Origin of the sequence: Plantactinospora soyae, from assembly GCF_014874095.1 — a bacterium.
GTDB lineage: Bacteria > Actinomycetota > Actinomycetes > Mycobacteriales > Micromonosporaceae > Plantactinospora > Plantactinospora soyae.
The window spans coordinates 7715692-7740664 of the sequence record NZ_JADBEB010000001.1 but is presented as its reverse complement, the minus strand read 5'-3'; the positions used below and the strand labels follow the sequence as shown (position 1 = coordinate 7740664).

At 71.9% G+C, this 24973-nt stretch carries 27 protein-coding genes; 12 read left to right on the top strand and 15 right to left on the bottom strand.

Annotated features, from left to right (window positions below):
• Positions 1–141: 141 nt before the first annotated feature.
• The 10 genes from H4W31_RS34020 to H4W31_RS33975 all read left to right on the top strand — a co-directional run bounded on the left by H4W31_RS34020 (position 142) and on the right by H4W31_RS33975 (position 7910).
• Positions 142–1227, top strand: coding sequence for a branched-chain amino acid ABC transporter permease (locus H4W31_RS34020; protein WP_192770354.1), 1086 nt, complete (start codon positions 142–144; stop codon positions 1225–1227).
• Between the two features lie 64 nt (positions 1228–1291).
• Complete coding sequence (locus tag H4W31_RS34015; protein WP_192770353.1) at positions 1292–2014, top strand: ABC transporter ATP-binding protein; 723 nt, start codon at positions 1292–1294, stop codon at positions 2012–2014.
• Positions 2015–2716, top strand: coding sequence for an ABC transporter ATP-binding protein (locus H4W31_RS34010; protein WP_192770352.1), 702 nt, complete (start codon positions 2015–2017; stop codon positions 2714–2716).
• A gap of 26 nt (positions 2717–2742) precedes the next feature.
• The gene (gene pxpB / locus H4W31_RS34005) at positions 2743–3360 is read left to right on the top strand and encodes a 5-oxoprolinase subunit PxpB (RefSeq protein ID WP_192772611.1); all 618 of its coding nucleotides are present in this window, start codon (positions 2743–2745) and stop codon (positions 3358–3360) included.
• A complete protein-coding gene (locus tag H4W31_RS34000; RefSeq protein ID WP_192770351.1) occupies positions 3357–4259 on the top strand; it encodes a 5-oxoprolinase subunit C family protein in 903 nt (300 codons plus the stop codon). Before pxpB ends, H4W31_RS34000 begins: the two co-directional genes overlap by 4 nt.
• An 87-nt stretch (positions 4260–4346) precedes the next feature.
• The gene (locus H4W31_RS33995; RefSeq protein WP_225945820.1) at positions 4347–4781 is read left to right on the top strand and encodes a VOC family protein; all 435 of its coding nucleotides are present in this window, start codon (positions 4347–4349) and stop codon (positions 4779–4781) included.
• Positions 4782–4820: 39 nt separating this feature from the next.
• Positions 4821–5843, top strand: coding sequence for an outer membrane protein assembly factor BamB family protein (locus H4W31_RS33990; RefSeq protein ID WP_192770350.1), 1023 nt, complete (start codon positions 4821–4823; stop codon positions 5841–5843).
• Positions 5836–5997 carry a hypothetical protein gene (locus H4W31_RS33985; protein WP_192770349.1) on the top strand — a complete coding sequence of 54 codons (162 nt, stop codon included), beginning with the start codon at positions 5836–5838 and terminating at the stop codon, positions 5995–5997. The genes H4W31_RS33990 and H4W31_RS33985 overlap by 8 nt, the downstream gene beginning before the upstream one ends.
• Positions 5998–6062: 65 nt before the next feature.
• Complete coding sequence (gene iolC, locus H4W31_RS33980; RefSeq protein WP_318783558.1) at positions 6063–7109, top strand: 5-dehydro-2-deoxygluconokinase; 1047 nt, start codon at positions 6063–6065, stop codon at positions 7107–7109.
• Positions 7110–7298: 189 nt separating this feature from the next.
• Positions 7299–7910, top strand: a complete 612-nt coding sequence (locus H4W31_RS33975; RefSeq protein ID WP_192770348.1) for a dihydrofolate reductase family protein — start codon at positions 7299–7301, stop codon at positions 7908–7910.
• Between the two features lie 317 nt (positions 7911–8227).
• Here the strand turns inward: H4W31_RS33975 and H4W31_RS33970 are convergent, their stop codons facing one another.
• The 11 genes from H4W31_RS33970 to H4W31_RS33920 all read right to left on the bottom strand — a co-directional run bounded on the left by H4W31_RS33970 (position 8228) and on the right by H4W31_RS33920 (position 18646).
• The gene (locus H4W31_RS33970) at positions 8228–8728 is read right to left on the bottom strand and encodes a ribose-5-phosphate isomerase (protein ID WP_192770347.1); all 501 of its coding nucleotides are present in this window, start codon (positions 8726–8728) and stop codon (positions 8228–8230) included.
• A complete protein-coding gene (locus H4W31_RS33965) occupies positions 8725–10581 on the bottom strand; it encodes a dihydroxyacetone kinase family protein (RefSeq protein WP_192770346.1) in 1857 nt (618 codons plus the stop codon). Before H4W31_RS33965 ends, H4W31_RS33970 begins: the two co-directional genes overlap by 4 nt.
• Entirely contained in the window at positions 10578–11540 is a 963-nt protein-coding gene (locus H4W31_RS33960) for an NAD(P)-dependent oxidoreductase (protein WP_192770345.1), read from the bottom strand. Before H4W31_RS33960 ends, H4W31_RS33965 begins: the two co-directional genes overlap by 4 nt.
• Before the next feature lie 34 nt (positions 11541–11574).
• On the bottom strand, positions 11575–12531 hold the full coding sequence (locus tag H4W31_RS33955; protein ID WP_318783557.1) for a sugar phosphate isomerase/epimerase family protein: 957 nt from the start codon (positions 12529–12531) through the stop codon (positions 11575–11577).
• 8 nt (positions 12532–12539) lie between these two features.
• On the bottom strand, positions 12540–13595 hold the full coding sequence (locus tag H4W31_RS33950) for a DUF6807 domain-containing protein (RefSeq protein ID WP_192770343.1): 1056 nt from the start codon (positions 13593–13595) through the stop codon (positions 12540–12542).
• Complete coding sequence (locus H4W31_RS44540; protein ID WP_192770342.1) at positions 13589–14668, bottom strand: Gfo/Idh/MocA family protein; 1080 nt, start codon at positions 14666–14668, stop codon at positions 13589–13591. Before H4W31_RS44540 ends, H4W31_RS33950 begins: the two co-directional genes overlap by 7 nt.
• 30 nt (positions 14669–14698) lie before the next feature.
• Positions 14699–15469 (bottom strand): cupin domain-containing protein, encoded by a 771-nt coding sequence (locus tag H4W31_RS33940; protein WP_318783556.1) that lies wholly within the window; start codon positions 15467–15469, stop codon positions 14699–14701.
• Positions 15466–16392 (bottom strand): DUF6807 domain-containing protein, encoded by a 927-nt coding sequence (locus H4W31_RS33935; protein ID WP_192770341.1) that lies wholly within the window; start codon positions 16390–16392, stop codon positions 15466–15468. Before H4W31_RS33935 ends, H4W31_RS33940 begins: the two co-directional genes overlap by 4 nt.
• 403 nt (positions 16393–16795) lie before the next feature.
• Complete coding sequence (locus tag H4W31_RS33930; protein WP_192770340.1) at positions 16796–17416, bottom strand: TetR/AcrR family transcriptional regulator; 621 nt, start codon at positions 17414–17416, stop codon at positions 16796–16798.
• A 35-nt stretch (positions 17417–17451) separates the two neighbouring features.
• Positions 17452–17769 carry a DMT family transporter gene (locus H4W31_RS33925; RefSeq protein WP_192770339.1) on the bottom strand — a complete coding sequence of 106 codons (318 nt, stop codon included), beginning with the start codon at positions 17767–17769 and terminating at the stop codon, positions 17452–17454.
• 124 nt (positions 17770–17893) lie between these two features.
• Positions 17894–18646, bottom strand: coding sequence for an SDR family NAD(P)-dependent oxidoreductase (locus tag H4W31_RS33920; protein WP_225945819.1), 753 nt, complete (start codon positions 18644–18646; stop codon positions 17894–17896).
• 231 nt (positions 18647–18877) lie between these two features.
• Between H4W31_RS33920 and H4W31_RS33915 the strand changes: the two genes are divergently transcribed.
• Entirely contained in the window at positions 18878–19915 is a 1038-nt protein-coding gene (locus H4W31_RS33915) for a LacI family DNA-binding transcriptional regulator (protein ID WP_192770338.1), read from the top strand.
• A gap of 13 nt (positions 19916–19928) precedes the next feature.
• On the opposite strand, the gene H4W31_RS33910 is transcribed toward H4W31_RS33915, so the two are convergent.
• Positions 19929–20588 carry a TetR/AcrR family transcriptional regulator gene (locus H4W31_RS33910; RefSeq protein ID WP_192770337.1) on the bottom strand — a complete coding sequence of 220 codons (660 nt, stop codon included), beginning with the start codon at positions 20586–20588 and terminating at the stop codon, positions 19929–19931.
• A 65-nt stretch (positions 20589–20653) separates the two neighbouring features.
• Between H4W31_RS33910 and H4W31_RS33905 the strand changes: the two genes are divergently transcribed.
• Positions 20654–21541, top strand: a complete 888-nt coding sequence (locus H4W31_RS33905; RefSeq protein WP_192770336.1) for an NAD(P)-dependent oxidoreductase — start codon at positions 20654–20656, stop codon at positions 21539–21541.
• Between the two features lie 40 nt (positions 21542–21581).
• Here H4W31_RS33905 and H4W31_RS33900 read toward each other — a convergent pair whose 3' ends face one another.
• From H4W31_RS33900 to H4W31_RS33890, 3 genes are all read right to left on the bottom strand, one after another.
• On the bottom strand, positions 21582–22931 hold the full coding sequence (locus H4W31_RS33900; protein WP_192770335.1) for an FAD-dependent oxidoreductase: 1350 nt from the start codon (positions 22929–22931) through the stop codon (positions 21582–21584).
• A 17-nt stretch (positions 22932–22948) separates the two neighbouring features.
• Positions 22949–23293 (bottom strand): TcmI family type II polyketide cyclase, encoded by a 345-nt coding sequence (locus tag H4W31_RS33895; protein WP_192770334.1) that lies wholly within the window; start codon positions 23291–23293, stop codon positions 22949–22951.
• 322 nt (positions 23294–23615) lie between these two features.
• A complete protein-coding gene (locus tag H4W31_RS33890; protein ID WP_404825645.1) occupies positions 23616–24476 on the bottom strand; it encodes an AfsR/SARP family transcriptional regulator in 861 nt (286 codons plus the stop codon).
• Positions 24477–24973: the final 497 nt, after the last annotated feature.

The window sequence follows — 24973 nt, the reverse complement described above, 5'->3', positions numbered from 1 at the left end:
GCCACATCCGACAGTTCCGCTCACACGGAGACGACGACATGCCGAAAACCACCACCACGCCTGACCGCCCTTTCCTGCCCGTGGCTGAGGCCAGGGGTTCCTCGGGCGGATCTTGATGAGCCAATCACGAGAGGTAGGACGATGAGCGCGCCGACCGTACAGTGCCAGCCGTCGCCGGCCCGGCTCCGCGCACTTCCGGTACGGCGGCTGCCGTCCTGGACCACCGCCGTGGTGATCGTGGCGGCGCTGGCCGCGTACCCGCTGGTCTTCGCCGACTCGGCGGCGCACAACATCGGCATCCTGGCGTTGACCTTCGGCATCGCGGCCACCGGCTGGAACCTGCTCGGCGGGTACGCCGGTCAGGTCTCCTTCGGTCACGCGCTGTACTTCGGCACCGGCGCCTACACCACCGCGCTGCTGGTCCGCGACGGCTGGTCGCCCTGGCTGGCGATCGCACTCTCGCTGCCGCTGGCCGCGTTGTTCGCCGCCGCCGTCGGCTGGCCGTGCTTCCGGCTGCGGCACCACTACTACTCGATCGCCACCATCGCCGTTGCCGAGATCGTCTTCATCCTGGTCACCAACCTGCCCGGCCTCGGACAGGCGAACGGCTGGGAGTTGCCGGTGGTCGAGCCGTCCCTGGCCAACCTCCAGTTCTCGCTGCTGGACAAGCGGCCGTACTACTACGTGGCGCTCGCCTTCTTCTGCCTGGCCGCGCTCGCGGTCTGGCTGTTCCTGCGCGGCCGGGCCGGAAACTACGTACGCGCCATCCGCGACGACCAGGCCGCCGCGGCGGCGGTCGGGATCGACGTACACCGGTACAAGCTGGCGGCCGCGGCCCTGTCCGGGGCGATCACCGCGCTGGCCGGTGGCTTCTACGTGATGTACGTCCTCTTCGTCGACCCGCCCTCGGGACTCGGCCTGGACCTCTCGGTGTCGTTCACCCTGATGGCCGTGCTCGGCGGGGTCGGCCGGTTCTGGGGGCCGCTGCTCGGCGCCTGGGTGCTGGTCTTCGTCCAGGACGTCACCCGGCAGGAGTTCTCCGGAAGTGGGCGCTCGGTCGACCTGCTGCTCTACGGCGCGCTGATCGTCCTGGTGTCGATCACCGAGCCGGGCGGCCTGCTGGCCATTCTGCAACGGTTGTGGGGGCCGATCGCCCGACGCCTGGGCCGGACGTCCCGGGCGGAAACCGACCCTGGCCCGGCCGAGTCTGCTGAGGTGAAGGCATGAGCGAGCGGATCGGCGGGCCCGGGCGTGTGCCTCAGGCCGGTACGGAGCGCACCGGAGGACCGGCATGACGAGCAGCCTGTTGAAGGTCGACAACCTGTCCTGCCGGTTCGGCGGGCTGTGGGCCAACCGCGACGTCAGTTTCGAGGTCGAGCAGGGCGCCATCATGGGCCTGATCGGACCCAACGGCGCCGGCAAGAGCACGCTCTTCTCGATGGTGGCCGGCGCCCAGCGCCCCACCGCCGGCCGGTTGTACTTCGACGGCCGGGACGTCACCGGCTGGCCGCCGCACGCGGCGGCCCGGGCCGGGGTCGGCCGTACCTTCCAGCTGATGCGGGTCTTCGGCTCGATGACCGTGCTGGACAACCTGACCACGGCATCCTTCGTCCGACATCCCCGGTTGCGGGACGCCCGGCGGCGGGCCCGGGAGGTCGCCGAACTGGCCGGCCTGGTGCCCGTGCTGGACTCGCCGGCCGCGTCGCTCACCGCGGCCTGGAAGAAGCGGTTGGAGATGGGGCGGGCGCTCGCCACCGAACCGAAGCTGCTGCTGCTCGACGAGGTCCTCTCCGGACTGACACCCACCGAGGCGCGCGAGGCGGTGGAGATCGTCCGCACCATCAACCGTGGCGGCGTCACCATCCTGATGGTGGAACACGTAATGGAGGTCATCATGCCGCTCTGCGATCGGCTGGTAGTGCTGCACTACGGGGAGAAGATCAGTGAGGGCGCGCCGGAGCAGGTCGCGCACGATCCGACCGTGGTCGAGGCGTACCTCGGAAAGGCCCTGTAGATGCTGACCGTGAGCGATCTCCATGTGGACTACGCCGGGGTCGTCGCGCTGCGCGGCGTCGACCTGCGGGTCGAACCCGGCGAGCTGGTGGCGCTGGTCGGCGCGAACGGGGCCGGCAAGAGCACGCTGCTCGCGGCCGTCTCCGGACTGCACCGACCGGTACGCGGCACGGTGACCTTCCTCGACTCCGACATCAGCAGGTTGCCGGCGTACCGGATCGCCCGGCTGGGTGCGGTACTGGTGCCGGAGGGGCGGCGGCTGTTCGGGCACCAGACCGTGCTGCAGAACCTGCTGCTCGGCGGGTACCACCGCAGCACGCCGGAGCGGGAGGCCGACCTGTCCCGGGTGTACGAACTCTTCCCGATCCTGGCCGAGCGGTCCGGGCAGCGCGCCGGCACGCTCTCCGGGGGCGAACAGCAGATGGTGGCGCTGGGCCGGGCACTGATGAGTCGGCCGAAGCTGCTGATGCTCGACGAACCGTCGCTCGGCATCTCGCCGAAGTTCACCAAGATGATCTTCGAGGTGCTCGCCGAGATCCGTCGTGCCGGTACCACCATGCTGCTGGTCGAGCAGAACCTGCGGGCGGCGCTGGAACTGGCCGACCGGGCGTACGTGCTCCAGACCGGCGAGGTGGTGATGTCCGGCCCGGCCGACGAACTCGCCGAGTCCGACGAGGTACGGCGCTCGTACCTCGGGCTGTGAGCCGCGTCGACGAGGGGCGGGCGGCGGTGCGGATCATCCCGGTGGGCCTGCGCGCGTTGCTGGTCGAGCTGCCGGAGCCGGCGCACACCCACGCGCTGGTCGCCGAGCTCGACCGGCGGCGGGAACGTGGGGAACTGCCCGGCGTCGAGGACGTCGTACCCGGGGAACTCACCGTGCTGGTCGACGGGCTCGACGATCCGGCGGGCCTGGCGGCGCAGCTCACCGCCTGGCGGCCGACGTCGGTCCGCCCGCCGGACGGCCCGCTGGTCGAGGTGCCGGTCCGGTACGACGGTGCCGACCTCGCCGAGGTCGCCCGGGCCTGGCAGGTACCCGAGGAGGAGGTCGGGCGGATCCACAGCGCTCCCGAGTACCGGGTCGCCTTCTGCGGCTTCGCGCCCGGCTTCGGTTACCTCACCGGACTGCCCGAGCGCTACCACCTGCCCCGGCGGGCGGTGCCCCGGACCCGGGTGCCGGCCGGGTCGGTCGCGCTCGCCGGCGGCTACGCCGGGATCTACCCACGGGACTCGCCGGGCGGCTGGCAGCTGCTCGGCCGGACCGACCTGGTGCTCTTCGATCCGGACCGGGACCCGGTCGCCCTGCTCACCCCCGGTACCCGGGTCCGGTTCCGGGACGTCGGCCGATGAGTACCGGACGGTTCGTCGAGGTGGTCCGGTCCGGCGCGCTCAGCACCGTGCAGGACCTCGGCCGACCCGGCCATGCCCACCTCGGCGTACCCCGGTCGGGAGCGCTCGACCGGCCGGCGCACCTGCTGGCGAACCGGCTGGTCGGCAACCCCGCCGACGCGGCGACGATCGAGACGACGATCACCGGTGTCTCGCTCCGGGTCGGCCAGGCCGCCACCGTCGCGGTCACCGGGGCGTGGGCGCCGGTGACCGTCAACGGCCGGCCGGTGGGCTGGTCGGCACCGGTGTCGGTGCCGGCGGGCGCGCGGGTCGACGTGGCCACCGCGAAGCGCGGTCTCCGCAGCTACGTCGCCTTCTCCGGCGGGATCGCGGTCGCGGCGGTACTCGGCAGCCGGTCGACCGACCTGCTCTCGGGACTCGGGCCGTCCCCGCTCGCGGTCGGCGACCGGCTGCCGCTCGGTGAGGTCGCCGGCCCGCCCGCCCCGGTCGACGTCGCCCCGACCGGGACGCTGACCGAGGAGACGACCCTGCGGGTCACGCTGGGTCCGCGCGCCGACTGGTTCACCGACGACGCGCCGGGGATCCTCACCGGCGCCGGATACCGGGTGTCCATGCTGAGCAACCGGGTGGGGATGCGCCTGGAGGGGCCCGCGCTGCCCCGGCGGATCGGCGGGGAACTGCGCAGCGAGGGGGTGGTGCTCGGCGCCGTCCAGGTGCCCGCCGCCGGCACCCCGGTCATCTTCCTGGCCGACCATCCGACCGTGGGCGGCTACCCCGTGATCGGCGTGCTGCACCCCGACGACCTACCCCTGGCCGCCCAGGCCGCCCCCGGCACCCCGATCCGCTTCCAGATCGTCGAGGGTGCAAGGAAGGGGCCCTTCTTATACAGAAAACGATAGGCGGGGGCCCTTCCTCACCGCTCTGCTCGGACAAGATCATGCTTGGATGGTGGCGCGTCCGGGCGGACGTGCCGGCGAAAGGAGCACATGATGACCGTGACCAACCGTCCCGGGTTCCACCTTGCGATCCCGGTCGACGACCTGGAGCGGGCCCGGGCCTTCTACGGCGGCGTGCTCGGGCTCGCCGAGGGCCGGTCGGCGGACGTCTGGGTGGACTGGAACTTCTACGGCCACCAGTTGGTGACCCATGTCGTACCGGCGGCTCGGCAGGCGGACGCGGGGCGCAATCCGGTCGACGGGCACGACGTACCGGTGCCGCACTTCGGGCTCATCCTTCCCATCGACGACTTCCACGCCCTGGCCGATCGGATCCGGGCCGGCGGTGCGGAGTTCGTGATCGAGCCGTACCTCCGGTTCGCCGGGGAGCCGGGGGAGCAGTGGACGATGTTCTTCCGCGACCCGGCCGGCAACGCCCTGGAGTTCAAGGCATTCCGTGACGAGTCGCAGATCTTCGCCAAGTGAGTTCGGCCCGGTGACGTCGGGGCAGGGTTTCCGGACACTGTGACGCCGGGTCGGGGTTTCCGGACGCTGTGGCGTCGGCCGCTGCACCAGCGGGGGTCGGCGAGCGCCCTCGCGATCGTGCCGGGGCACCTGCTGGTGCACGAGCGCCACACCCGGCTGGTCGACCTGGACCCGACCGACGGCGTCGCGCGGTGGGAAGTACCGATCGGCACCTGGCCCCGGGACGTAGTGGTCGACGGCACCCAGTGCTGGGTCATCAGCCAGGACCGCGACGAACTGCGCTGTCTCGACCTGCACAGCGGCGAGGTGCGGTGGAGTGCCGCACTGCCCCGGTGGACCGCCCAGGTGGTGGTGGTCGGAGACGTCGTCCTGGTGGGCGGCTGGCGCGGCTACACCGCTCTGCGGGCCTTCGACCGGTGGGACGGCACGCCGCGCTGGAAGAGCCCGGATCGGGTACGCACGGTGCTGCCGGCCAGGGTGGGCGATGGGCCGCAGGTACTGACCGGAGGGCACGACGACAACTCGGTGCGGCTACTCGACGTACGGGACGGTGCCGAGATCACCCGCTGGGCGGTGCCTGAGCCGATCTGCGCCGTCGACAGTGGGCCGGCGTTCGCCGCGGTCGGCGAGGACCGGTTCCTGATCCGGTGCGGGGAGCGGACGGTGTGGCAGATCCGCCCCGGTGCGGATGAGGCGGGCGAGTTCTTCCGGCATGACCGGGCGTTGGTCGTCACGTCGCCGTACCCGTGCGGTCCGACGGTGTGGGTCCGGGAGGTCGGTGGCGGCGTCGTCGCGCTCGACGCGGCGACCGGCCAGCCGCGTTGGCGGGTCGACCTCGGACGCGCGACCGCCGACGGGGTGGTCCCAACGGGAGCGGGGTACGTTCTCGCCGCCGTGCGGCCGGGCACGCTGTCGCTGGTCGACGCCACCGGTGCCGTGGTCGACCGGGTGCACGTCGACCAGCAGGTCGGCGGGTTACGCGATCTGGCGGCGGACACCCTGCTGGTGGTCGGCAAGGGCTCGCTGACCGCCGGCAACTGGGACACCCAGTGGGATGGATAACCCTCGCCTGCGGTTCCGGCGCTGCCTCGACGCCAGTCCTGACGACGAGTTGGCCGCCGGGAGGCGGGCGGAACTCACCTCCGCTGTGGTCCGGCAGGTCAGGTACCAGTGCGGGTACCTCGGCGGGGGAGTCTTCGCACTGATGCACCGCTGATTCGTGACCCTGGTGCGTCCCGTCCAATCTTGACCGGTCGGGACGCACCGGGGTTACATGATTCGGTGACCCCGTTCGAGGTGATCACCATGGGTCGGGTGGGTGTCGACGTCTATCCACTCCAGACCCGCACCCGCCTGCCCGAGGTGGAGACGTTCGGCAAGTTCCTGGGCGGCAGCGCCACCAACGTCGCCGTGGCGGCGGCCCGACACGGTCGACGGGTCGCCCTGATCACCCGGACCGGAGCCGACCCGTTCGGCGAGTACGTGCACCGGGCGCTCGGCGACTTCGGCGTGGACGACCGGTGGGTAACGGCGGTTCCCGGCCTGCCCACCCCGATCACCTTCTGTGAGATCTTCCCGCCGGACGACTTTCCGATCTACTTCTACCGCTATCCGAAGGCACCGGACCTGGAGATCCATCCAGAGGAACTGGACCTGGCCGCCATCCGCGCCGCCGGGGTCTTCTGGTTCACCGGCACCGGACTGTGTGAGCTGCCGAGCCGGGACGCGCACTTCGCCGCGCTGGGGGTCCGGGGACGCGCCGAGAACACCGTCTTCGACCTCGACTACCGGGCGGCGTTCTGGCCCTCCCGCCAGGACGCCAAGGCCGCGTACGACTCGGCGCTGCGGTACGCCACCGTCGCGGTCGGCAATCTCGACGAGTGCGCCACCGCCGTGGGGGAACGTGAACCGCACGCCGCAGCCGAGGCGCTGCTGGCCCGGGGCGTACGACTGGCCGTGGTGAAGCGGGGACCGGACGGGGTGCTCGCCCGGACCGCCGACGAACTGGTCGAGGTGCCGCCGGTGGAGATTGAGGTGGTGAACGGCCTCGGCGCCGGGGACGCCTTCGGCGGCGCGCTCTGTCACGGGCTGCTCGCCGGCTGGCCGCTGGCCCGGGTCGTACGCTTCGCCAACGCGGCCGGCGCGATCGTGGCGTCCCGGCTCGCCTGCTCCGCCGCGATGCCGTCCAGCGCCGAGGTCGAGCAGGTGCTCGCCGAGCTCGACCCGGCTTCGTCTGACGTCGTGTCGGCTTCGTCCGACATCGTGTCGGCTTCGCCCGACGTCGACCCGGCCTCGTCCGACGTCGTGCCGCGACACCCGGTCGGTTAGGGCGGGCCCGGCGCCGGGCCATCGTGCTCGGCCGCCGCCGGTGGTGCCGTCCGGCCTTGATCGTCGGAGTCGAAGGCTCGGCTCGGCCGATCCACCGAGAAATTCTCCGCCGGACGCTCGTTGGATGTAGAGCGGCGGCCGACGGCTCCGTCTGGCTGGTGGAAGCATCGGAACAGGCAGGAGAGAACGATGACAAAGGTGTTCTTCACGGTAGGTATGTCGCTCGACGGTTACATCGCCGGGCCGAACGCCCGGCCGGACAATCCGATGGGGGACGGCGCCGCCCGAATCCACGACTGGGTCTTCCGGACGGCGACCTTCAAGGAGCGGCTGCACCTCGCCGGTGGCGCTGGCGAGACCGGACCCGACGACGACCGGGTCCGGCGGACGTTCGAGCGGATCGGGGCCAACGTGATGGGGCGGCGGATGTTCGACGAGGGAGAGGTCGCCTGGCCGGAGGACGCGCCGTTCCGGGGGCCGGTCTTCGTGGTCACCAACCACTCAAGGGAGCCCTGGATCAGAAAGGGCGGAACCACCTTCACCTTCGTCACCGACGGCATCGGAAGCGCTCTCGCCCAGGCCAGGGCGGCGGCCGGGGACAAGGACGTCAGGATCTCGGGCGGCGCGAACCTCATCCGCCAGTATCTCGCGGCGGGCCTGGTCGACGAGTTCGACATCGACCTGGCTCCGGTCCTGCTCGGTGGCGGGATCCGACTCTTCGACGACCTCGCCGGGGCTCCGGGGATCACCATGGCGACCGGCGAGCGGGTCGCCCACCTCGGATACCGGGTGAAGCGATGACGGCCGGCGACGCGGAGGCCCGGACACAACTGCTGTAGGTGCCCGGAGCGCGGCTGCACTACGAGGTACGTGGCCGGGGTCCGATCCTGCTGCTGATCTGCGGCGCACTGTACGACGCGGAAGGTACGCCGGCCTGGCCCGGCAGCTCGCCGACCGGTACACGGTGCTGACGTACGACCGGCGCGGTGACTCGCGCAGTCCGCTGGCCGGACCACCGGCCCCGCAGAGCATCGAGGTGCACGCCGAGGCCGCCACGATCAGCCTCCTGACCGAGGCGTCCGGCACCAACCCGGACGCCACGACTGCGACGGGTACGGTCAGTCGCAGCCGGTCCCGGTGCCGTCGTCGGTCGGGACCACCGTCTCGTACGAGGTGATCGCGGCGACCTTGGCGGCGGACGCCGACGAGGCGTCGAAGCGGTAACCCAGCCACTCCCGGGCCAGGCGACGGGCCAGCTCCAGCCCGATCACCCGCTGCCCCATCGCCAGCACCTGGGCGTCGTTGCTGAGCACGGCGCGTTCCACCGAGAAGCCGTCGTGCGCGGTGACCGCTCGGACTCCCGGCACCTTGTTGGCCGCGATCGCCATCCCGAGGCCGGTACCGCAGATCAGCAGTGCCCGGTCCGCCCGGCCCTGCGCGACCAGCCGGGCGGCGGCCACCGCCACGTGCGGGTACGCCGTCGCGTCGCCCCGGCCCACGCCGACGTCCTCGACCGAGGCGACCCGGTCGTCCGCCTCCAGATCGGCTCGCAGGATCTCCTTGTAGTGCAGCCCCGCGTCGTCGCAGCCGACGACGATGCGCAGCCGGTCGCCGGTCACCGGTCCGACCCCTCGTCCACGAGGGAGACTTCCGGGGCGTTGTGGGCGTGCCGCGCGAATGCCGTCGCGACGGTGCGGAGGCAGAGCGCCAGCGACACGGCGCCGGGGTCCGGGGTGCCGACGCTCCGGTCGGCCAGCGGACGGGCCCGGCCGATCCTGGGCCGCAGCCCGGCGGTGTCGTCCGCCGCCTGTTGCGCCACCCGGGCCGCCTGTTGCCACGCCGCCCCGACCGGGGTGCCCGACCCGGCCGCGCTGTCGAGGGCGTCGTGGAACGGCACCAGCGCGTCGAGCAGCGTCTTGTCGCCAGGCTCGGCACCGCCGAGTCCCTGCACGGTTTCGATCGCGGCCCAGACCGCGGCCCGGACGTCGGTCGTACCGAGCGGGCTCCGTTCGTCGCCCAGCTGTCCGCCGGCCGAGCGGAGGGCGGCGCCCCACAACACTCCCGACGTGCCACCGGCCCGGCCCGCCCAGGCGTCTCCGGCCGCGCCGAGCACCGACGCGACGCCGTGACCACTGTCGACGCTCGCCCGCGCGGCGTCGACGGCGGCCCGCACCCCGCGCAGCATGCCGCGCCCGTGGTCACCGTCCCCGGCCACCGCGTCGAGCCGACCGAGTTCATCCTCGGCGGCCGCGATCGCCTCGGCGACCTCCGCCAGCACCTCGGCGACCGCCCGACCGTACTCCCGCGAGTCCGGACTGCTCCGGACCGTTTTCGGTACGCCGGTTCCGGAGTCGGAATCCTGCCCGCCGTTCGCGGCGCCGGAGTTCCGATCGCGGTTCGCGGAGTCGGAGACCTGCCCGCCGTCGGTGGCGCCCGGCACGGCCCGATCGATCCCGTCGGCGACGTCCGCGACCCGGTGCGGGTTCTTCCGGTACGCCGGAGTGTCGGCCGGCGCGCACCAGAGGTCCGCCAGCTCGTCGTCCAGCCAGCAGAGCGTCAGCGAGCAGCCGGCCATGTCGAGGCTGGTGACCAGTTCGCCCACCTCGGGATCGACCACCTCCAGCCCGGCCCGGGCAAGTTCCTCGGCGACCGTCTTCCAGACGACGAAGAGTTCCTCGTACTTCGTGGCGCCGAGACCGTTGAGGATGACGGCGACCCGGGGTCCGGCGCCCTCCGGCCGTTCGGCGAGTACGCCCCCGACCAGCACCCGGGCGAGTTCCGCGGCGCTGGGCAGGTCGTCGGAGGAGACCCCGGGCTCGCCATGGATGCCCAGCCCGAGTCCCATGGTGCCGGCCGGCACGGTGAACAGCGGATGATCCTGACCCGGCAGGGTGCAGCCGGCGAACGCGACGCCGAGCGACCGGGTCCGCTCGTTGGTGGCCCGAGCCACCCGCTCGACCTCGGCCAACGGGTAACCGGCCTCGGCCGCCGCGGCGGCGGTCTTGAACACCACGAAGTCACCGGCGATGCCACGGCGCTTGTCCGCCTCCGCCGGAACGGCGCTGGCGATGTCGTCGGTGACCAGCACCGTCCGGGTGTCGATCCCCTCGGCCCGCAGCCGCTGCTGGGCCAGCCCGAAGTTCATCACGTCCCCGGCGTAGTTGCCGAAGAGGAACAGCACCCCGCCGCCGTTGTCGGCGGCCCGGGCCACCTCGTACGCCTGCTGCGCCGAGGGGGAGGTGAAGATATTGCCCACCACCGCGCCGTCGGCGAAGCCGGGACCGACCACACCACAGAACGCCGGATAGTGCCCGGATCCGCCGCCGACCACCACCGCGACCTTTCCGGTGCGGGTCGCCCCGGCCCGGACCACTCCGCCGTCAACGCCTCGGACGTAGCGACGGTGCAGGTCGAGGAAGCCGGCGAGCATGTCCTCGGTGAACGAGGCGGGATCGTCGTACAGTCGGGTCATCGGCCAGCTCCTCCGGTCGGCTCGTCGGGCCGTACCGACCCGGCTGTCCCGGCTTCCGGCGCCAGCAGCGTGACGAGCGTCGAATCGTCCTCGGCCGCCATGCCCTGGCGCATCGCCAGGGTGTAGAGCTGGGTGGCGGCGGCCGCGACCGGTGTCGGCACCCCCGCCGCCGAGGCGACCCGGCCCACGATGTGCATGTCCTTGCTGATCACGTCCAACCGGGACCGCAACTCGACCTCGCCAGTGTACGCCCGGGCCATCCGTGGGCCTCGATCCGCGAGCATGAACGAGGCCGCCGCGCCCGAGCCGAGCACCTCGACCACGGTGTCGAGATCGAGGCCGAGCGCGCGGGCCAGTGCCAACGCCTCGGCCGCGGCGGCGGTGTGGATGCCGCAGAGCAGTTGGTTCACCGTCTTCATGGTCTGACCGTCACCGGGGCGCGGGCCGACGACGTGGACGGTGGAGGCGAGCAGGTCGAGCACCCGGCGCCCCCGTGCGAGCGCCCGGTCCGTGGCGCCGACCATGATCAGTAGGTCGCCGGTGCCGGCCCGGACCGGTCCACCGCTGACCGGTGCGTCGATCAGGTCGATCTCCCGTTCGGCCAGCGCCGCCGCGACCGTGCGCGCCGCCTCGGGGCCGACCGTGCTGGTCAGCACCACCACGGCACCCGCCCGCAGGGTGTGGATCGCGCCGTCGTCGCCGAACAGTGCCGTCCGGAGCTGGGCCTCGTCCCGTACGGCGAGCACCGCCACGTCGGCCGTCCGGCAGGCCAGTGCCGGGCTTCCCGACCCGACCGCACCGCCCAGGGCGGCGAGTTCACGGCGCTCGGCGGCGATGTCGAAGGCCCGTACCGGCAGTTCGGTGCCGAGCCGGAGTGCCATCGGCAGCCCCATCGCGCCCAGTCCGAGTACGGCCACCGTCGGCGAAGTCGGGTCGTCGGGCGACGGCGGGGCGCTCATCGACTGTCCTCTGTGTGCAGTGGTCCGGGCCGGGTCACCGTGCCTCCTTCGGGGGCAGGATCGACGTGAGGTAGCGGCGGTTCGTGGACATCACGCCGAGCCCGTCCCCACCGTACTGCTCCAGGCAGAACGCCCCGGTGAAGCCGTACGCGACGGCGGAGCGGACCGCCTGGCGGTAGTTGATGACGCCCAGCTCCATCGAGGTCGGTGTGCTGAGCACCGCTCCGGTCGTACCGTCCTCGAACCGGTGGTAGTTCTTGACGTGCCAGTAGTTCGTCAGCGGCAGGCACTTGTCGAGCATCACCTCGATCGGCTCGATCGGCCGGTGCAGCCGGACCAGGTTGCCGAGGTCGGGATTGAGTCCGACGTTCGGATGCCCGATCTCCTCGACCAGCCGGACGGCGGAGTCGGCGGTACCGAGCAGCGTGTCCTCGTACATCTCCAGGGAGAGCGCGACGCCGACCTCGGCCGCGTGCCGGCCCAGCTCGCGTAGCCGGGAGGCGGCCAACAGGCGGGTCTCCGGATCGTCCGCGTCGCGCGGCCCGTCCACGGTCCAGAACCAGAGCACCTCGCGCTGCCGCGCGGTGAGCGGACGGTGCAGGCCGACGCTGAGCACGGAGCAGCCGAGTGCCGCCGCAGCGTCGACCGACCGGTGGCTGTAGTCGAGGTTCTCCGCCCCCGCCACCGGGTCGATGACGCTGCGCCGGATCACCGAGATCGCCTCGGCCCGCAGCCCGGCCGCCCGGACCGCCGCACCCAGTTCGGTCAGCCGGGCCGGGGAGAGGTCGCCGGCCCGGACCCACGAGTCGGTCAGGTCGACCTCGGTGAAACCCTCGGCCGCCACCTCGGCCAGGATGTCCCGCCACACCTGTGCCGGGGCGTCCTGTACCGGTACGCCGGGTCGGAGTTCGGCCGGGAACGGCAGCATGGCCGCCGCCAACGACCAGCCCTGCTCGCCGTCGACGCGGTGGGAGGTCTGGTTGTCCGCCACTGTTCTCCTCAGCTTCGTTGGTCGAGGGGTTCGCCGGTCAACAGGTCGGTCAGCCCGGCCCGGTCGGCCAGCCGGGCACATCCGGCCACGTCCCGCTCGCCGTCGGCGATGACGACGTCGTAGCGCAGCCGTAGTTCGGTACCGGGCGCGAAGGCGTACTCCCGGTCGAAGAACGGGGCTGGGCCGAGGCAGGCGTACGGCTCGGTGCGGACGAACCAGCGGGTCGGAACGCCGAGGAACGCCTGGTCGTCCCGGAAGACCAGGGTGGAGGCGAGTGCGGCGGGCGGTCCCAGGCCGTCGTGCCGGCCGACGAAGCCCATCCACGGGCCGCGCCAACCCATCAGCTCGTCGGCGCCGGGGCCGTCCGGGGTCACCACCTGTCCGCCGATGAACGATCGTGGGCCGTGCCAGAACAGTCCGCCGTACCCGGCGTTCTCCCGCCCCTGGGTGGTCGGGCTGCCGACCGTGATCACCTGGTCGGTGTCGTTGCGGAGCACGGTCTCGAACTGGAGTCGCCAGGCGCTCAGGTTCGCCCACACGGACACGGCCAGCCGACGCCGCTCGGAGACCACCGGATCGCCGTCCGGACCAACCCAGCGGAGCCGTTCGACCAGGCGTACGGCGTCGGTGTCGCGGTGCAGCGCCGGAAAGTCGACGTGCGCGACGAGCCCGATGTTGTCGAGCGACCGGTAGCCGTGACCCCGGACGTACGTCGATCCGCCCCAGAAGTTGTACGGCCCGAAGTTGGAGATCCCGAAGCACAGTCCCTTGTGCCACAGGTGGTTGTGCGGGCGGTACAGGCTGACCACGTTCCCGGCGAGGGTCCGGATCGGATGGAGGTAGGGGCGGGGGGACTCGGCGCGGGGTTCCTGCGGCGTGTAGACGTACTCGAAGAGTTCCGCCCCGTGCCAGCCGACCCGTACCGAACGACCGACGTCGTGGCTGACGGTCAGCCCGCCGCTGGGCCGCGTCGCCGTCACCCCGGAACCCGCCCCGGTGGGCAGTGCGGCGGGGGCGGGGGCCGGCGCCGGTACGGCGACAGCCGGGACTGGGATGTTCACCATCGGGGTCCGTTGCCTTCCATCTTCCGGTAGAACGGTGAGTCGGTGGAGAGTTCGGCCGGCCGGACGGGGGCGCGGGTGAACGCCGAGGCGTAGACCCCGGCGACGAGTGCCATCGTGCGCCGGCTCTCCGCGGAGGTCACCGGTGCCGGAGTGCCCATCCGGAGGCTGCGCAGCACCTCGGCGAACTGTGCGCGGTGCGCGCTGGGTACCCCGGAGGAACCGGCCTGCCAGGCCGCCATCACCTCGTCGGCGTACTCCGGCGCGGGGGTGATCCGCCAGTCGTCGTCGCCGTAGCCGTACAGGTGGGTCAGTTCGACCGTGGCCCGCTCGAAGTCGAAGCGCAGGTAGCTCTCCTCGCGGATCGAGAGCAAGCTGTTCACGACGCTGGCCACCGCACCGTTGGCGAAGCTGACGTGGGCCATGCTCAGGTCCTCGGTCTCCATCCGCCGGGCCTGCTGCCGGGCGAGCGCGGAGACCTCGGTCCAGTCGCCGAGGATCGCGCAGAGCAGGTCCATCTGGTGGATGCCGTGTCCCATGGTCGGCCCGCCACCCTCGGTGTCCCAGCGGCCCCGCCACTCGACGTCGAAGTAGGCCTGGTTCCGGAACCAGGTGGTGTGACAGATCGCCACCAGTGGTCGACCCAGCACCCCGGAGTCGAGCATCGCGCGCAGCCGTAGCGCGCCGGTGCCGAACCGGTGCTGGAAGACGGTGGCCAGCGCCGCCCCGTGCCTACGCTCGGCCTCGATCAGGTTGTCGAGTTCGGCCAGGCTCAGCGTCGGCGGCTTCTCGACCAGCACGTTGCTGCCGGCTTCCAGGCAGGCCAGCGCCAGGTCGTAATGGGTGCCGGGCGGGGTGCAGATGTGCACCAGGTCGGGCCGGTCCTTCTCCAGCAGGCTGGCCAGGTCCCGGTGCCGGGCCGGTACGTCGTGCCGGTCGCAGAACGTCGTCAGCCGGTCGCCGTCGACGTCGACGGCACCGACCAGGCGTACGTCCTCGCCCAGCTCGCGCAGGGACTCGGCGTGGAGTCGGGCGACGTTTCCGGTTCCGACGATCGCGGCACGGATGGGTTCCACAGGGGCTCCTTCGACGGTTGCCGGACGGGGCTATCCGCGTTCGGCACGGGAGGGGTCGTACGCGGTGAGGAAGCCGCACATGCCCAGGGTCGTCTGGTCCGGTCGGGGTATCCGGGAGACGGCGGCGGCGGCCAGGTGGCGGTGGTCGCCACGCCGGAGGGCGTCGATCTGCTGCCCGGTCTGCCGGCTGACGGCCACCGGCCCCTCCTCCCAGCGGGCCTGCCAGGCGTCCAGTTGCGGACCCGCCAGGGCGGTGGCCGCCGCGTAGAACTCGTCGAGCGCGGCGGTGTCCCCGGCCTGGAACCTGCGACGGAGTTCGGTGAATCCCTCGATCGCGAGGTCGCGGCGGGCCCGGGCCCGCTCGGCGGACGGCGGTCCGGAGCCGTCCGGCCCGGTCAGCGCGACCGCGCGCCGGTACGTCGGCAGGTCCACCAGGTGTGCCGGCGGCACGGTGAGTACGGCGTCGCCGGCCTCCGGCAGCCCGCTGTTCTGCATCACCACGACGACCTGGAGTGCGCCGTCGTCGTTCACGGCGCGGTGGATGGTGCCAGGGGTGAACCAGACCACGTCGCCCTGGGTCAGCGTCGACTCGTCGAAGCCCTGCGGCGTCAGCGTCTGGAGCCGGCCCCGGCCGGCGACCACGACGTAGCACTCCGCGCAGCAGAGGTGGACGTGGGGCGAGCCGCCGTGCAGGCCGTCGTCGGTCTGCCAGGGGTAGACCTGGAGCCCGCTGATCCCGACCGCGCCGGGGAAGGGCGGCATTCCGTCCGGGCCGGTGGCCGCCGCGCCGCCGCCGGTCACCGCGGGTGCTCCGCGGCGAACGACTCGATCTCCGCGCGGTCCCAGACACGGTCGGCGAAGACGACCCGGTGGGCGAGCCGGAAGGTCTCCTCGGGCGCGAGCACCACCTCCTCGTCGAAGGCCGGCGACGGGTTCACCGCGGGGAACGGGTCGTTGCGGACGAACCACTTGATCGGCACCGGGGCGCTGGTGCTGCCGGCGAAGACCAGCACCGTGCCGCCGCCGTCGACCTCGTCGTGCTCCCCGGTGTACGCCAGCCACGGCGATTCCCGACCCATGCTCTCCGGCCCGCCGCCGCCGTCGGCGGTGATGATCTGACCGCCGGTCCAGCCGCGTGGCCCCCGCCAGAAGAAACCGGTGTACCCGGCGTTCGGGCGACCGTGTGTCGTCGGACTGCCGAAGCGCAGTTCCGCGCCGCGGATGTTGCGCAGCTCGGTGTCGAAGTCGAGCATCCAGCTGCCCCGGTCGGCGTCTATGCCGTGGATCCGCAGCTCCCGGCGCTCCGCGACCCAGTGCTCGTCGGTCGAGGTGATCCAGGTCAGTGACTCCCGCAGGGTCAGCTCGGTGTCGGTGACCTCGACCAGATCGAAACAGTCGTGCCGCATCCGGCCGATGTTGTCCAGCGGGGTGTAGCCCTGGTCGCGTACGTACGAGTGCCCGCCCCAGAAGTTCTGCCCCGACAGGTGGGAGATCGTCATCTGGATGCCCTTGTGCCACCGGTGGTCGTTGGGCCGGTACGCCGAGACGAGTGCCCCGCTCAACGTCCGCAGCGGGTGCAGGTACGGCTTGGGCGACTCGTAGTCCGGCACCGGCGGGTCGTACACGTAGGTGGCGATGTCCACTCCGGCGGCGCTGACGACGATCTGACGTCCGTGCTCGTGGGTGACGCCGAGCTTGCCGGCCGTGCTGTTTACGGAGGTCATGACAGCGATCGTGCCTTTCACGGGGATGGACGGGTGCGAGGGCTCTCGGCCGGGGGGAAGGCGGGTGCGGCGAGTACACCTCCGGAACTGGACGCGGCGCCGGTCGTGGGTGAGGCCACCATTGTCCCGAAGTCGGCCGGACGACGCTGGGGGCCGACCCGACGGATCGTCAGGGCAGTGGGCTGACTGTCTCCAGTGGACTGATCGGGTTGACGGAGGAGGACGGTAACCGCTTTCCGAGCTAACCGCTTTCCCTCGGCGACGTCAAGATCCGGCAACCGCTGAAACACTTTCGGTGCAGGTCAGCACGGTGCGCACGGGGTCCGTCACGGTTCCGGCGGCCGAGTCGACGGCAGCCGGCCGATCCGGTGGTCCCCGGATCGCGGCAGCCGCCGCGCCGGACTCAGTCGGCCGGGGTCGCCGACTCCAGCACCGCGTCCCAGGCGGCGAGCGTGGCCTCGGCGATGCGCCGCAGCGTCTGCCCCGATGCGCCGTCGCGGGCCCGCAGCGCCATCCCGAGCGACACGGCGTAGAAGAACTCGGCCACCGTGCCGGTATCGGTGCCGCTCGGCACGTCGCCCTCCGAGACACCCCGGTCGAGCCGCCGCTCCAGGTTGGCGACGTCGGCCTGGCGGCACTCGGCGAGGAAGGCCCGGACCTGGTCGTTCTCGGCGCTGATCGTGGTGGCGGCGAGTGCCACCATGCAGCCGGTCGGCCGGGCCGGATCCACGTACGCCTGCGCGTAGTGGCGCAGCAGCGCGTCGAGGCCGGCCCGCGCGGTCGGCGCGTCCCGGAGCAGTTGCCGGGGGATCCGCCCGTCGACCTCGTCGTACAGGGCCACCGCCTCCCGGAACAGTGCCTCCTTGCTGCCGAACGCGGCGTACAGGCTGGGCGAGCCGATGCCCATCGCGGCGGTGAGGTCCGTCATCGAGGCGCCCTCGTACCCGCGCTGCCAGAAGACCTCCATGGCCCGCTCCAGCGCGACCGCGCGGTCGAACGTCCGGGGACGCCCTCGCCTGGTCAACGGCCACCGCCTTCCACCCACCGCACCCCACCTGGTCAGGTCTCGAAGGCCTTCAACCCGATGATGCCGACCGCGATCAGGGCGACGAACAGCAGACGCTGCGGGGAGAGGCTCTCGCCGAGGGCGACGATACCGGCGATGGTGACCCCGACCGCCCCGACACCCACCCAGACCGCGTACGCCGTTCCGACCGGCAGGTCCCGCAACGCCAGCGAGAGCAGCCCGAAGCTCAGCAGCGCCGTCCCGCCGGCGAGCAGGCTCGGCCAGAGCCGGGTGAACCCCTCGGCCTGCTTGAGCGCCAGCGCCCAGACGATCTCGAGCAGGCCAGCGATGATCAGCAGGAGCCAGGCCACGATGTCCCGCTGTCCCCGGAACCGGCTCGCTGTCGCTGGCCGCCGCCCGCCAGGCGGGTGCCCGCCGCACGGTCGGAGTGGTGCCGGTGGCGGCCGGAAGCGCCGATCCGCGCGCTGTGCCCGCTCACGCCGCGAAACCGCCGTCCACACTGATCGACGTTCCGGTGATGTACCGACCGCCGGGCCCGGCGAGGTGGCTCACCGTCGCGGCGATCTCGGCGGGCTCGGCGTACCGGCCGAGGGCGATGAAGCCGCGTTCGGTCTCGGCGGTCTCGCCGTCGGCCGGGTTCATCTCGGTGTCGGTGGACCCCGGATGTACGACGTTCACCGTGATGCCCCGGCCGCCGAGGTCGCGGGCGAGGCCACGGGTCAGGCCGACGAGGGCGCTCTTGCTCATCGCGTAGAGGCTGACCCCGGGGTACGGAACCCGCTCGACGAAGCAGCTGCCGATGCTGATGACCCGTCCGCCCTCGCCCATGTGCGGCACCGCCGCCCTGATCGTCAGGTAGACCCCGCGCACGTGTACCCCGAGCGTGTGGTCGAGGTCCTGCACCGTGGTCTCCTCGATCGGCCCGTACTGGAACGTCCCCGCGTTGTTGACCAGGATGTCGAGCCCGCCGAGTTCCGCCGCGGTACGGTCGACCGCCGAGGTCACGGCCTCCGGGTCGGCGCTGTCGGCGGCGATGGCCAGGCCACGCCGGCCCAGCGCGGCGATCTCCCGCACCACCTGCGCGGCCCGATGCTCCGCACGCAGGTACGTCAGCGCCACGTCGGCACCGTCTCCTGCCAGTTGGCGGGCGATCGCGGCACCGATGCCACGGCTCCCTCCCGTCACCAACGCGACCTTGCCGGCGAGTGGTCCCACGGCGTACCCCATTTCTGTGTCGATCGATACAATAATGCGACTGTACGGTCTGCCGGCCCGCCGGGCAACCGTCGCCCTCGGCACGACTCGCACGCCGACGTCGATCCGGATTCCGCCCCGGTCCCGCCCCGCCGGATCGGCTCGCCGAGCACCACAGGCCGACTGGTGGGCATTAAGGTGCGGATGCCAGGCGTGCGGCCTGCTCGTACGTCGCCACCGAATCAGCTCGTGGGGGCCGCCAACATGACCAAGCGCTCATCCGGAACGATCACGCTGATGGATGTCGCCCACGAGGCCGGTGTGTCGGTGGCGACCGCCTCCCGGGTGCTCAACGGCAGCGGCACCCGGCAGGTCCGGGCGGATCTGACGGACCGGGTGCTCGCCGCCGCCGCCGCGTTGAACTACTCCACCAACGCCCAGGCCCAGGCGATGGCCCGGGGCCACACCAACGTGGTGGGGCTGTTGGTGCACGACATCGCCGACCCGTTCTTCTCGTCCATCGCCGCCGGTGTGATGCGCGCAGCCGAGCAGCACCGCAGCATCGTGATGATGTACAGCACGACGGGGCGGGCCGAACGCGAACTCGACTACCTGGCCACCCTGCGCAGTCAGCGTCCCCGGGCCGTCATCCTGGCCGGCAGCCGGTTCGCCGACCGTACGCTGCGGGACCGGCTCGGGGCCGAACTGCGGATCATCGAGGAGACCGGTGCCCGGGTCGCGCTGGTGAGCCAGAACGTCCTGCCACTGGACACGGTGCTGATGGAGAACCGCGAGGGCGCCCGGATGCTCGCGCGCAGACTCGTCGAGTTGGGGCACCGGCGGTTCGCCGTACTCGCCGGACCTCGGGCGCTGCTCACCGCCCGGGACCGGCTCGCCGGATTCCAGGCCGGGCTGACCGCCGCCGGGATCACCCTGCCGAAGGGGCACGTGGTGCACGGCGACTTCACCCGGGACGGCGGTTACGCCACGATGGGCGACCTTCTCGCCCGGGATCTCGACGCCACCTGTGTGTTCGCCGTCAACGACGTAATGGCGGTCGGCGCGATCTCGGCGTTGCGCGACCACGGCGTACCGCTGCCCGGCGGCATGGCGGTGGCCGGCTTCGACGACATCGTCACGCTCCGGGACGTGACGCCGTCGCTCACCACCGTCCGGCTGCCGCTGGAGGAGGTCGGGGCGGCGGCGCTCGAACTCGTGATGCAGCCCCGGGCCGAGCGACCCCGACTGCGGCGGGTCCGCGGCGAGGTGGTCGTCCGGGACAGTACGCCCACCCTGGCCTGACGGGGCCCGGCCGTCAGTGCCCGCCGTGGGACTGGGCGGTCGCGGTCATCCGGCGGCTCTGCTCGACCAGCGCCGGATAGTCGGTGGCGACGCCGCGCAGCAGCGCCTCGACCGCCCTGCCGACGTCGGCGTCGCCGGTCGCCGCGTGGCCGAACAGGGCGCGGTAGTGCACCAGCGATCCGAGCATGTCCAGGACGAGATCGCGGTCGAGATCGGTACGCAGATCCCCGCGCGCGGTCGCACGGTCGATCATCCGGGCCACGGCGACCCGGGGCGGCTCGAACAGGGTGGTCATGAACGTCTGGCGTAGTGCCGGCTCCGGTGCGCAGTCGGCGAGCAACGGTCCCAGCACCTCCGGCCGGATGCGGTCGAAGAGCGCGACGAAGAGGGTGATGCCCTCGTGCAGGTCGCAGAGCGTGCAGCCGGTGTCGGCGGTACGTACGGCGCCCAGCCGTACCGCCAGTGCCGCGAGTACCAGCCGAGGACGGCCCGGCCAGCGGCGGTAGATCGCCGGTTTGGTGGTGCCGGCCCGGCGGGCGACCTCCTCGAACGTCAAATGGACGTAGCCGACCTCGTCGAGCAGGGCCGACGTGGCGTCCAGCACCGCCTGGTCGATCTGCGGATCGCGTGGCCGGCCGCCACGCGGCGGCGGGGGAGACTGTCCGGCTTCCACGATGGAAGCCTACCTGATACGTTACGAGTCGGTCCGGAACGATACTGGGTAGAGCGGAGTCGACGATGGACACTTCCGTCAGCGTGCTCGGTCTGGGCGCCATGGGCAGCGCACTGGCCCACGTCCTGCTCGTCCGGGGCCATCCGGTGACGGTCTGGAACCGTACCCCCGACAAGGCCCGGGACCTGGTGGCAGAGGGAGCGGTCCTGGCCGGCACGCCCGCCGACGCCGTGGCCGCCGGCGAGTTGGTCCTGCTCAGCCTGACCGACTACGACGCGGTGCAGGCGGTGCTGGGCACCGTCGCGGACGCCGTACCGGGCCGGGTGGTGGTCAACCTGACCACCGGGGCGCCGGACCGGGCGGAGCAGGTGGCCGACTGGGCGCGGCGGGTCGGGGCCGACTACCTCGACGGTGTCGTCCAGGCCGGCCCCGAGCAACTCGGCGGCCCGGAGGCCACCCTTCTCTACAGTGGTTCCGAGCGGGCGTTCGTCGCCCATCGCCGGACCCTGGAACAGCTCGGCACGACCCACCATCTCGGGCCGGACGCGGGTCAGGCCTGCCGGTACGACCTGGCGCTGCTCGGCCTCTGGTACGAGGCCGAGTTGGCCTACCTGAACGCGTTGGCGCTGGTGGGCGGCGCCGACAACACCGCGCTGGACGCCTTCGCCACGTTCGCCGGCCGGCAGTTGAGTCATGTCTCGCGGGCGACCGCCGAAACGGCCCGCGAGGTCCGCGAACGCCGCTATCCCCGGGGCCCCGCCAGCCTGGTCGAGCACGCCCCGGTACTGGAGCAGTTGTCGCGACTGCGGTCGGCGGCCGGTCTGCACCACACGCAGCTCGTCCACCTGCACGAGGCGGTGCGGCGACGCATCGACCGGGGCCACGGCACCGAGGGCCTGACCGGCGTGATCGAGGAACTCGCCGTCCCGACCCGAGGCGCGCCGGCGCGGTGACCCGCTTCCGGTCGCCCGGTGCGGCCCTCGCGGCGGTACCTCAGCTCTCCGCGCCCCGGTAGTTGTAGAGCTCGTCGACGAACTTCCGGCGCAGCGGAGGCAGCCTGCTGGTCACACTGAAGTAGCCCCGGGCGGCCAGCATCGCGAACCGGCCGATGATCGGCTTGTAGATCGGATCGTCCCCGTTGGTGCCGTTGGTACGCAGCGAGTCGGCGACCCGGGCGAAGCCATACCGGATCATCTCGGTCTCGTAGTCCGCGACCGCCGTGACCAGGGGGCCGGCGTCGGCCACCGCCGCGACCAGGTGCCGGCGGAGCAGTGCCGCGTCCCGCAGTGCGGTGTTGGCCCCGACCCCCCGCCCGGGGGTCATGGTGTGGATCGCGTCGCCCAGCAGCGTGATGTTGCTGCTCTTCCACGGCTCCACCGGTACGGAGGTGGCGACCTTGATCGGGATGACGCTGCCCGGATCGCTGTGCCGGAGCAGCTCGCGCAGCGTGGGGTGCCAGTTCCGGGTCAGGTCGAGCGCGACCTTGGCGAGCCGCTCACCCCGCAGCTCCATCACGTCCTCGGGAAACCGGTCCGCTGCGCTCCAGATGATCAGGTTGATGCAGTCCCGCGTGTTGTCGTAGAGCAGCCCCGGCCAGCTTCCGATCAGGCTCGCGTCGGTCACCCCGACGCCAGGCTTGACCGAGCCGCGCTGGTCCCACTTGAACTCCATCACGTGCAGGACGCCCATCAGCCCCCCGGCACCGAAGATCAGCGAGATTCCGCCCCGGATCTCGTCGGAGAGCAGGCTCCGGGTGTACTCGGTGAGCGGAATCTTGCTGGCGATGTTGATGCTTCCGGCGTCCTTGACCTCGGCGTGCGGCAGATACTGCCGGCGTACCGCCGAGTGGGTGCCGTCGGCCGCGACGAGCAGGTCGCCGGTCGCCGAGGTGCCGTCGCCGAAGTGGGCGGTGACGGTGCCGTCGTCGTGCTGCTCGTAAGAGGTGAAGGTCTTACCGAAGTGGACCACGTCGTCCATGTCGGTGAGCAGGATCTGGCGCAGGGTCATCCGGGAGACCGACTGGTCGATGCTCGTCGGGTCCGCATCGGGGCGCAGCGCGAAGGACGCCGTCCGGTGCAGTTGCCCGGTCAGCACGTTGAAGAACCGGGGCGCCCGGGCGCAGGTTGCGAGGAAGGTGGTGAACAACTCCGGCGGCAGGCACTCCCGCAGGGCCCGGCAACCGGTCGGGTTGATCCCGACCCGGTAGCCGAGCAGCCCGTCGCTGCGGGTCCGGTACCGCTCGTAGACCGCGACGCTGATGCCGGCGCGTCGCAGGCCGTGCGCCAGGCACATGCCGCCGGTGCCGGCCCCGATGACGATCACGTGTAACGGTCTGCCGGGCATCGGACCCTCTTCCGCTGTCAACGTGGGGTGCCGGTCGCCGATCCGGGACCGTCCCACTGATAGAAGCACCGGGCCATGGCGTCGCGGGGGGACTGCCAGTTCGGCGAGTACGGCGAGATGTACGCCGAGAGCCGTTCGGTGACGCTGGCGAAGAGCGGATGCCGGTTCGCCTGCTCCATCCGGGCCGGCGAGAACTCCTCCGTCTCCATCAGATGCAGGCACAGGTCGCCCAGCTGGTAGAGCGAGCGGTGTCGTACCCCCGTGACGGTGTGCAGGTCCGTCTCGTCGGACTCGGTGAAGATCTTCGCGATCGCCTCCTCGGTCCCCGGAACGATCCTGCCCACGATCAGCACACGATTCATGTCGTCTCCCCACTGGCTGGTACGGGTCGGCCCGGTTGGCCCAGGCGACCGGACAGGTCCCGGCCGGCTCGGCCGGCGGTGCGACCGCACGTCCCGGGCCCGGTCACCATGCCGCCCGCGACGTCAAGGGGATGTCAACCGGTACGCATGCGTCCGCCGCCCCGGTTGACGCCCCGGTGACGCCGGTGGCGCCACGATGGGGTCCGTCGCCCGCACGGAAGCACGCCGACGGATCGACAGGGCTGCCCTCGGCCGACGGAGACGGATCACGCAGGTCGGACGGATCGGGCCCCAGGAGCGGGCCGGTCTCGTTCCGTGGTGATCAGCGCGGTCCCGGCATCGCCGGCAGGGCCGACCGCCCGGCGTACGGCCCGGGGCGCGAGGACTGGGGCTTCGGGCGTGGCGCGTGCGTGATCGTCGGCCTGGGTATCGGGGCGAGAAGATCACTGAGCAGGCCGCACATCGCCTCGGACGGCTCCAGTTGGAGCTCCCGCAGCAGCAGGTCACGATAGACGTAGAACGCCTGCAGCGCCTCGTAGGCGTTGCCCTCGGCGAGGTGGGTCTCGACGATCAGCCGGTGCGGTGTCTCCCGGAGCGGCTCGGCCCGTACCGCCTCGAGGGCCGCCTGCAGCGCCTCGCCGTGCTGCCCGGCCCGCAGGTGGCCACGGGCGATCTCCTCCAGCATGTGCAGCCGCAACTGGCGCAGCCGCTCGCGTTCGGGCAGGACCCATTCGTCGTACCAGCCGGGTAGCAGGTCGTGTCGGCCGGCGGTGAGGATCTTCGCGGCCCAGCGGGGGTCCGCACCGTCCCGGACCCGCTCGGCGGCCCGAACGAGGTCGTCGATGTCCAGCATCACCACCGGGTCGAGCCGGACGGTGTCGCCGGCGGTCAGTACCGGACAGCTGCCCTCCTGCCGCAGTCGCCACAGCGCCGTACGCAGGGACGACATCGCCCGTTCCTCCGCGGTGTCCGGCCACAGCAGACCGGCCAGGTGGGCCCGGGTCGCACCCGGACGCAGGCCGATCAGCGCGATGATCCGTTGCAGTCCACGCGGTACGACGATTGGTGCCCCGTCGTGCAGCAGGTTGAACCCGTCCAGGAGCAGCAGTTGGATCGTCTGAGCGGGCGGTTGGGCCGGCGGCCGGCGTACCCCGTCGTGCGGCTCGCTCTCCTTCGAGGTCACGGCCCACCCTCCTGCACCCGGAACCCGTGTCCCGAAGTCCGCCCTGCCACCGATGGTGGCCCCGTCCAGCACTCCGGTACGCCGACGGTGCTCTGGACGCCGCCTCCGTCAGCCGGCGGCTGACGCCGCAAAGCGTGACGAAGGTTATCAATCACCGTCACGCTGGGTCAATCGGCTGGTCGACATTCCGACGTACCCGTCCGGTCAGGTCACACCTGCCCTGAGCTGGGTATAAGTGGCTCTGCTCGGGTTCGCGACGGAGCGCTCGGGGGTACGGGGCGCTGTCCGGATCGCGCATTCTGCCCGATCACCGTCACCGGAGCGTCACCGAACCGGGTTCCGGTGGTACGTGATCGGGTGACAATCCGTTGACACCGCCTCGGCAGGGTGGTCACCAGTCATTGGACTAGGTGACGGTCGGGGGAGTGGTCGGGGGAGCAGACCCGTTCGCGGCCCGGAACCCAGTGTCACCGAACGCGGAGCGCGGGAATCGCCCA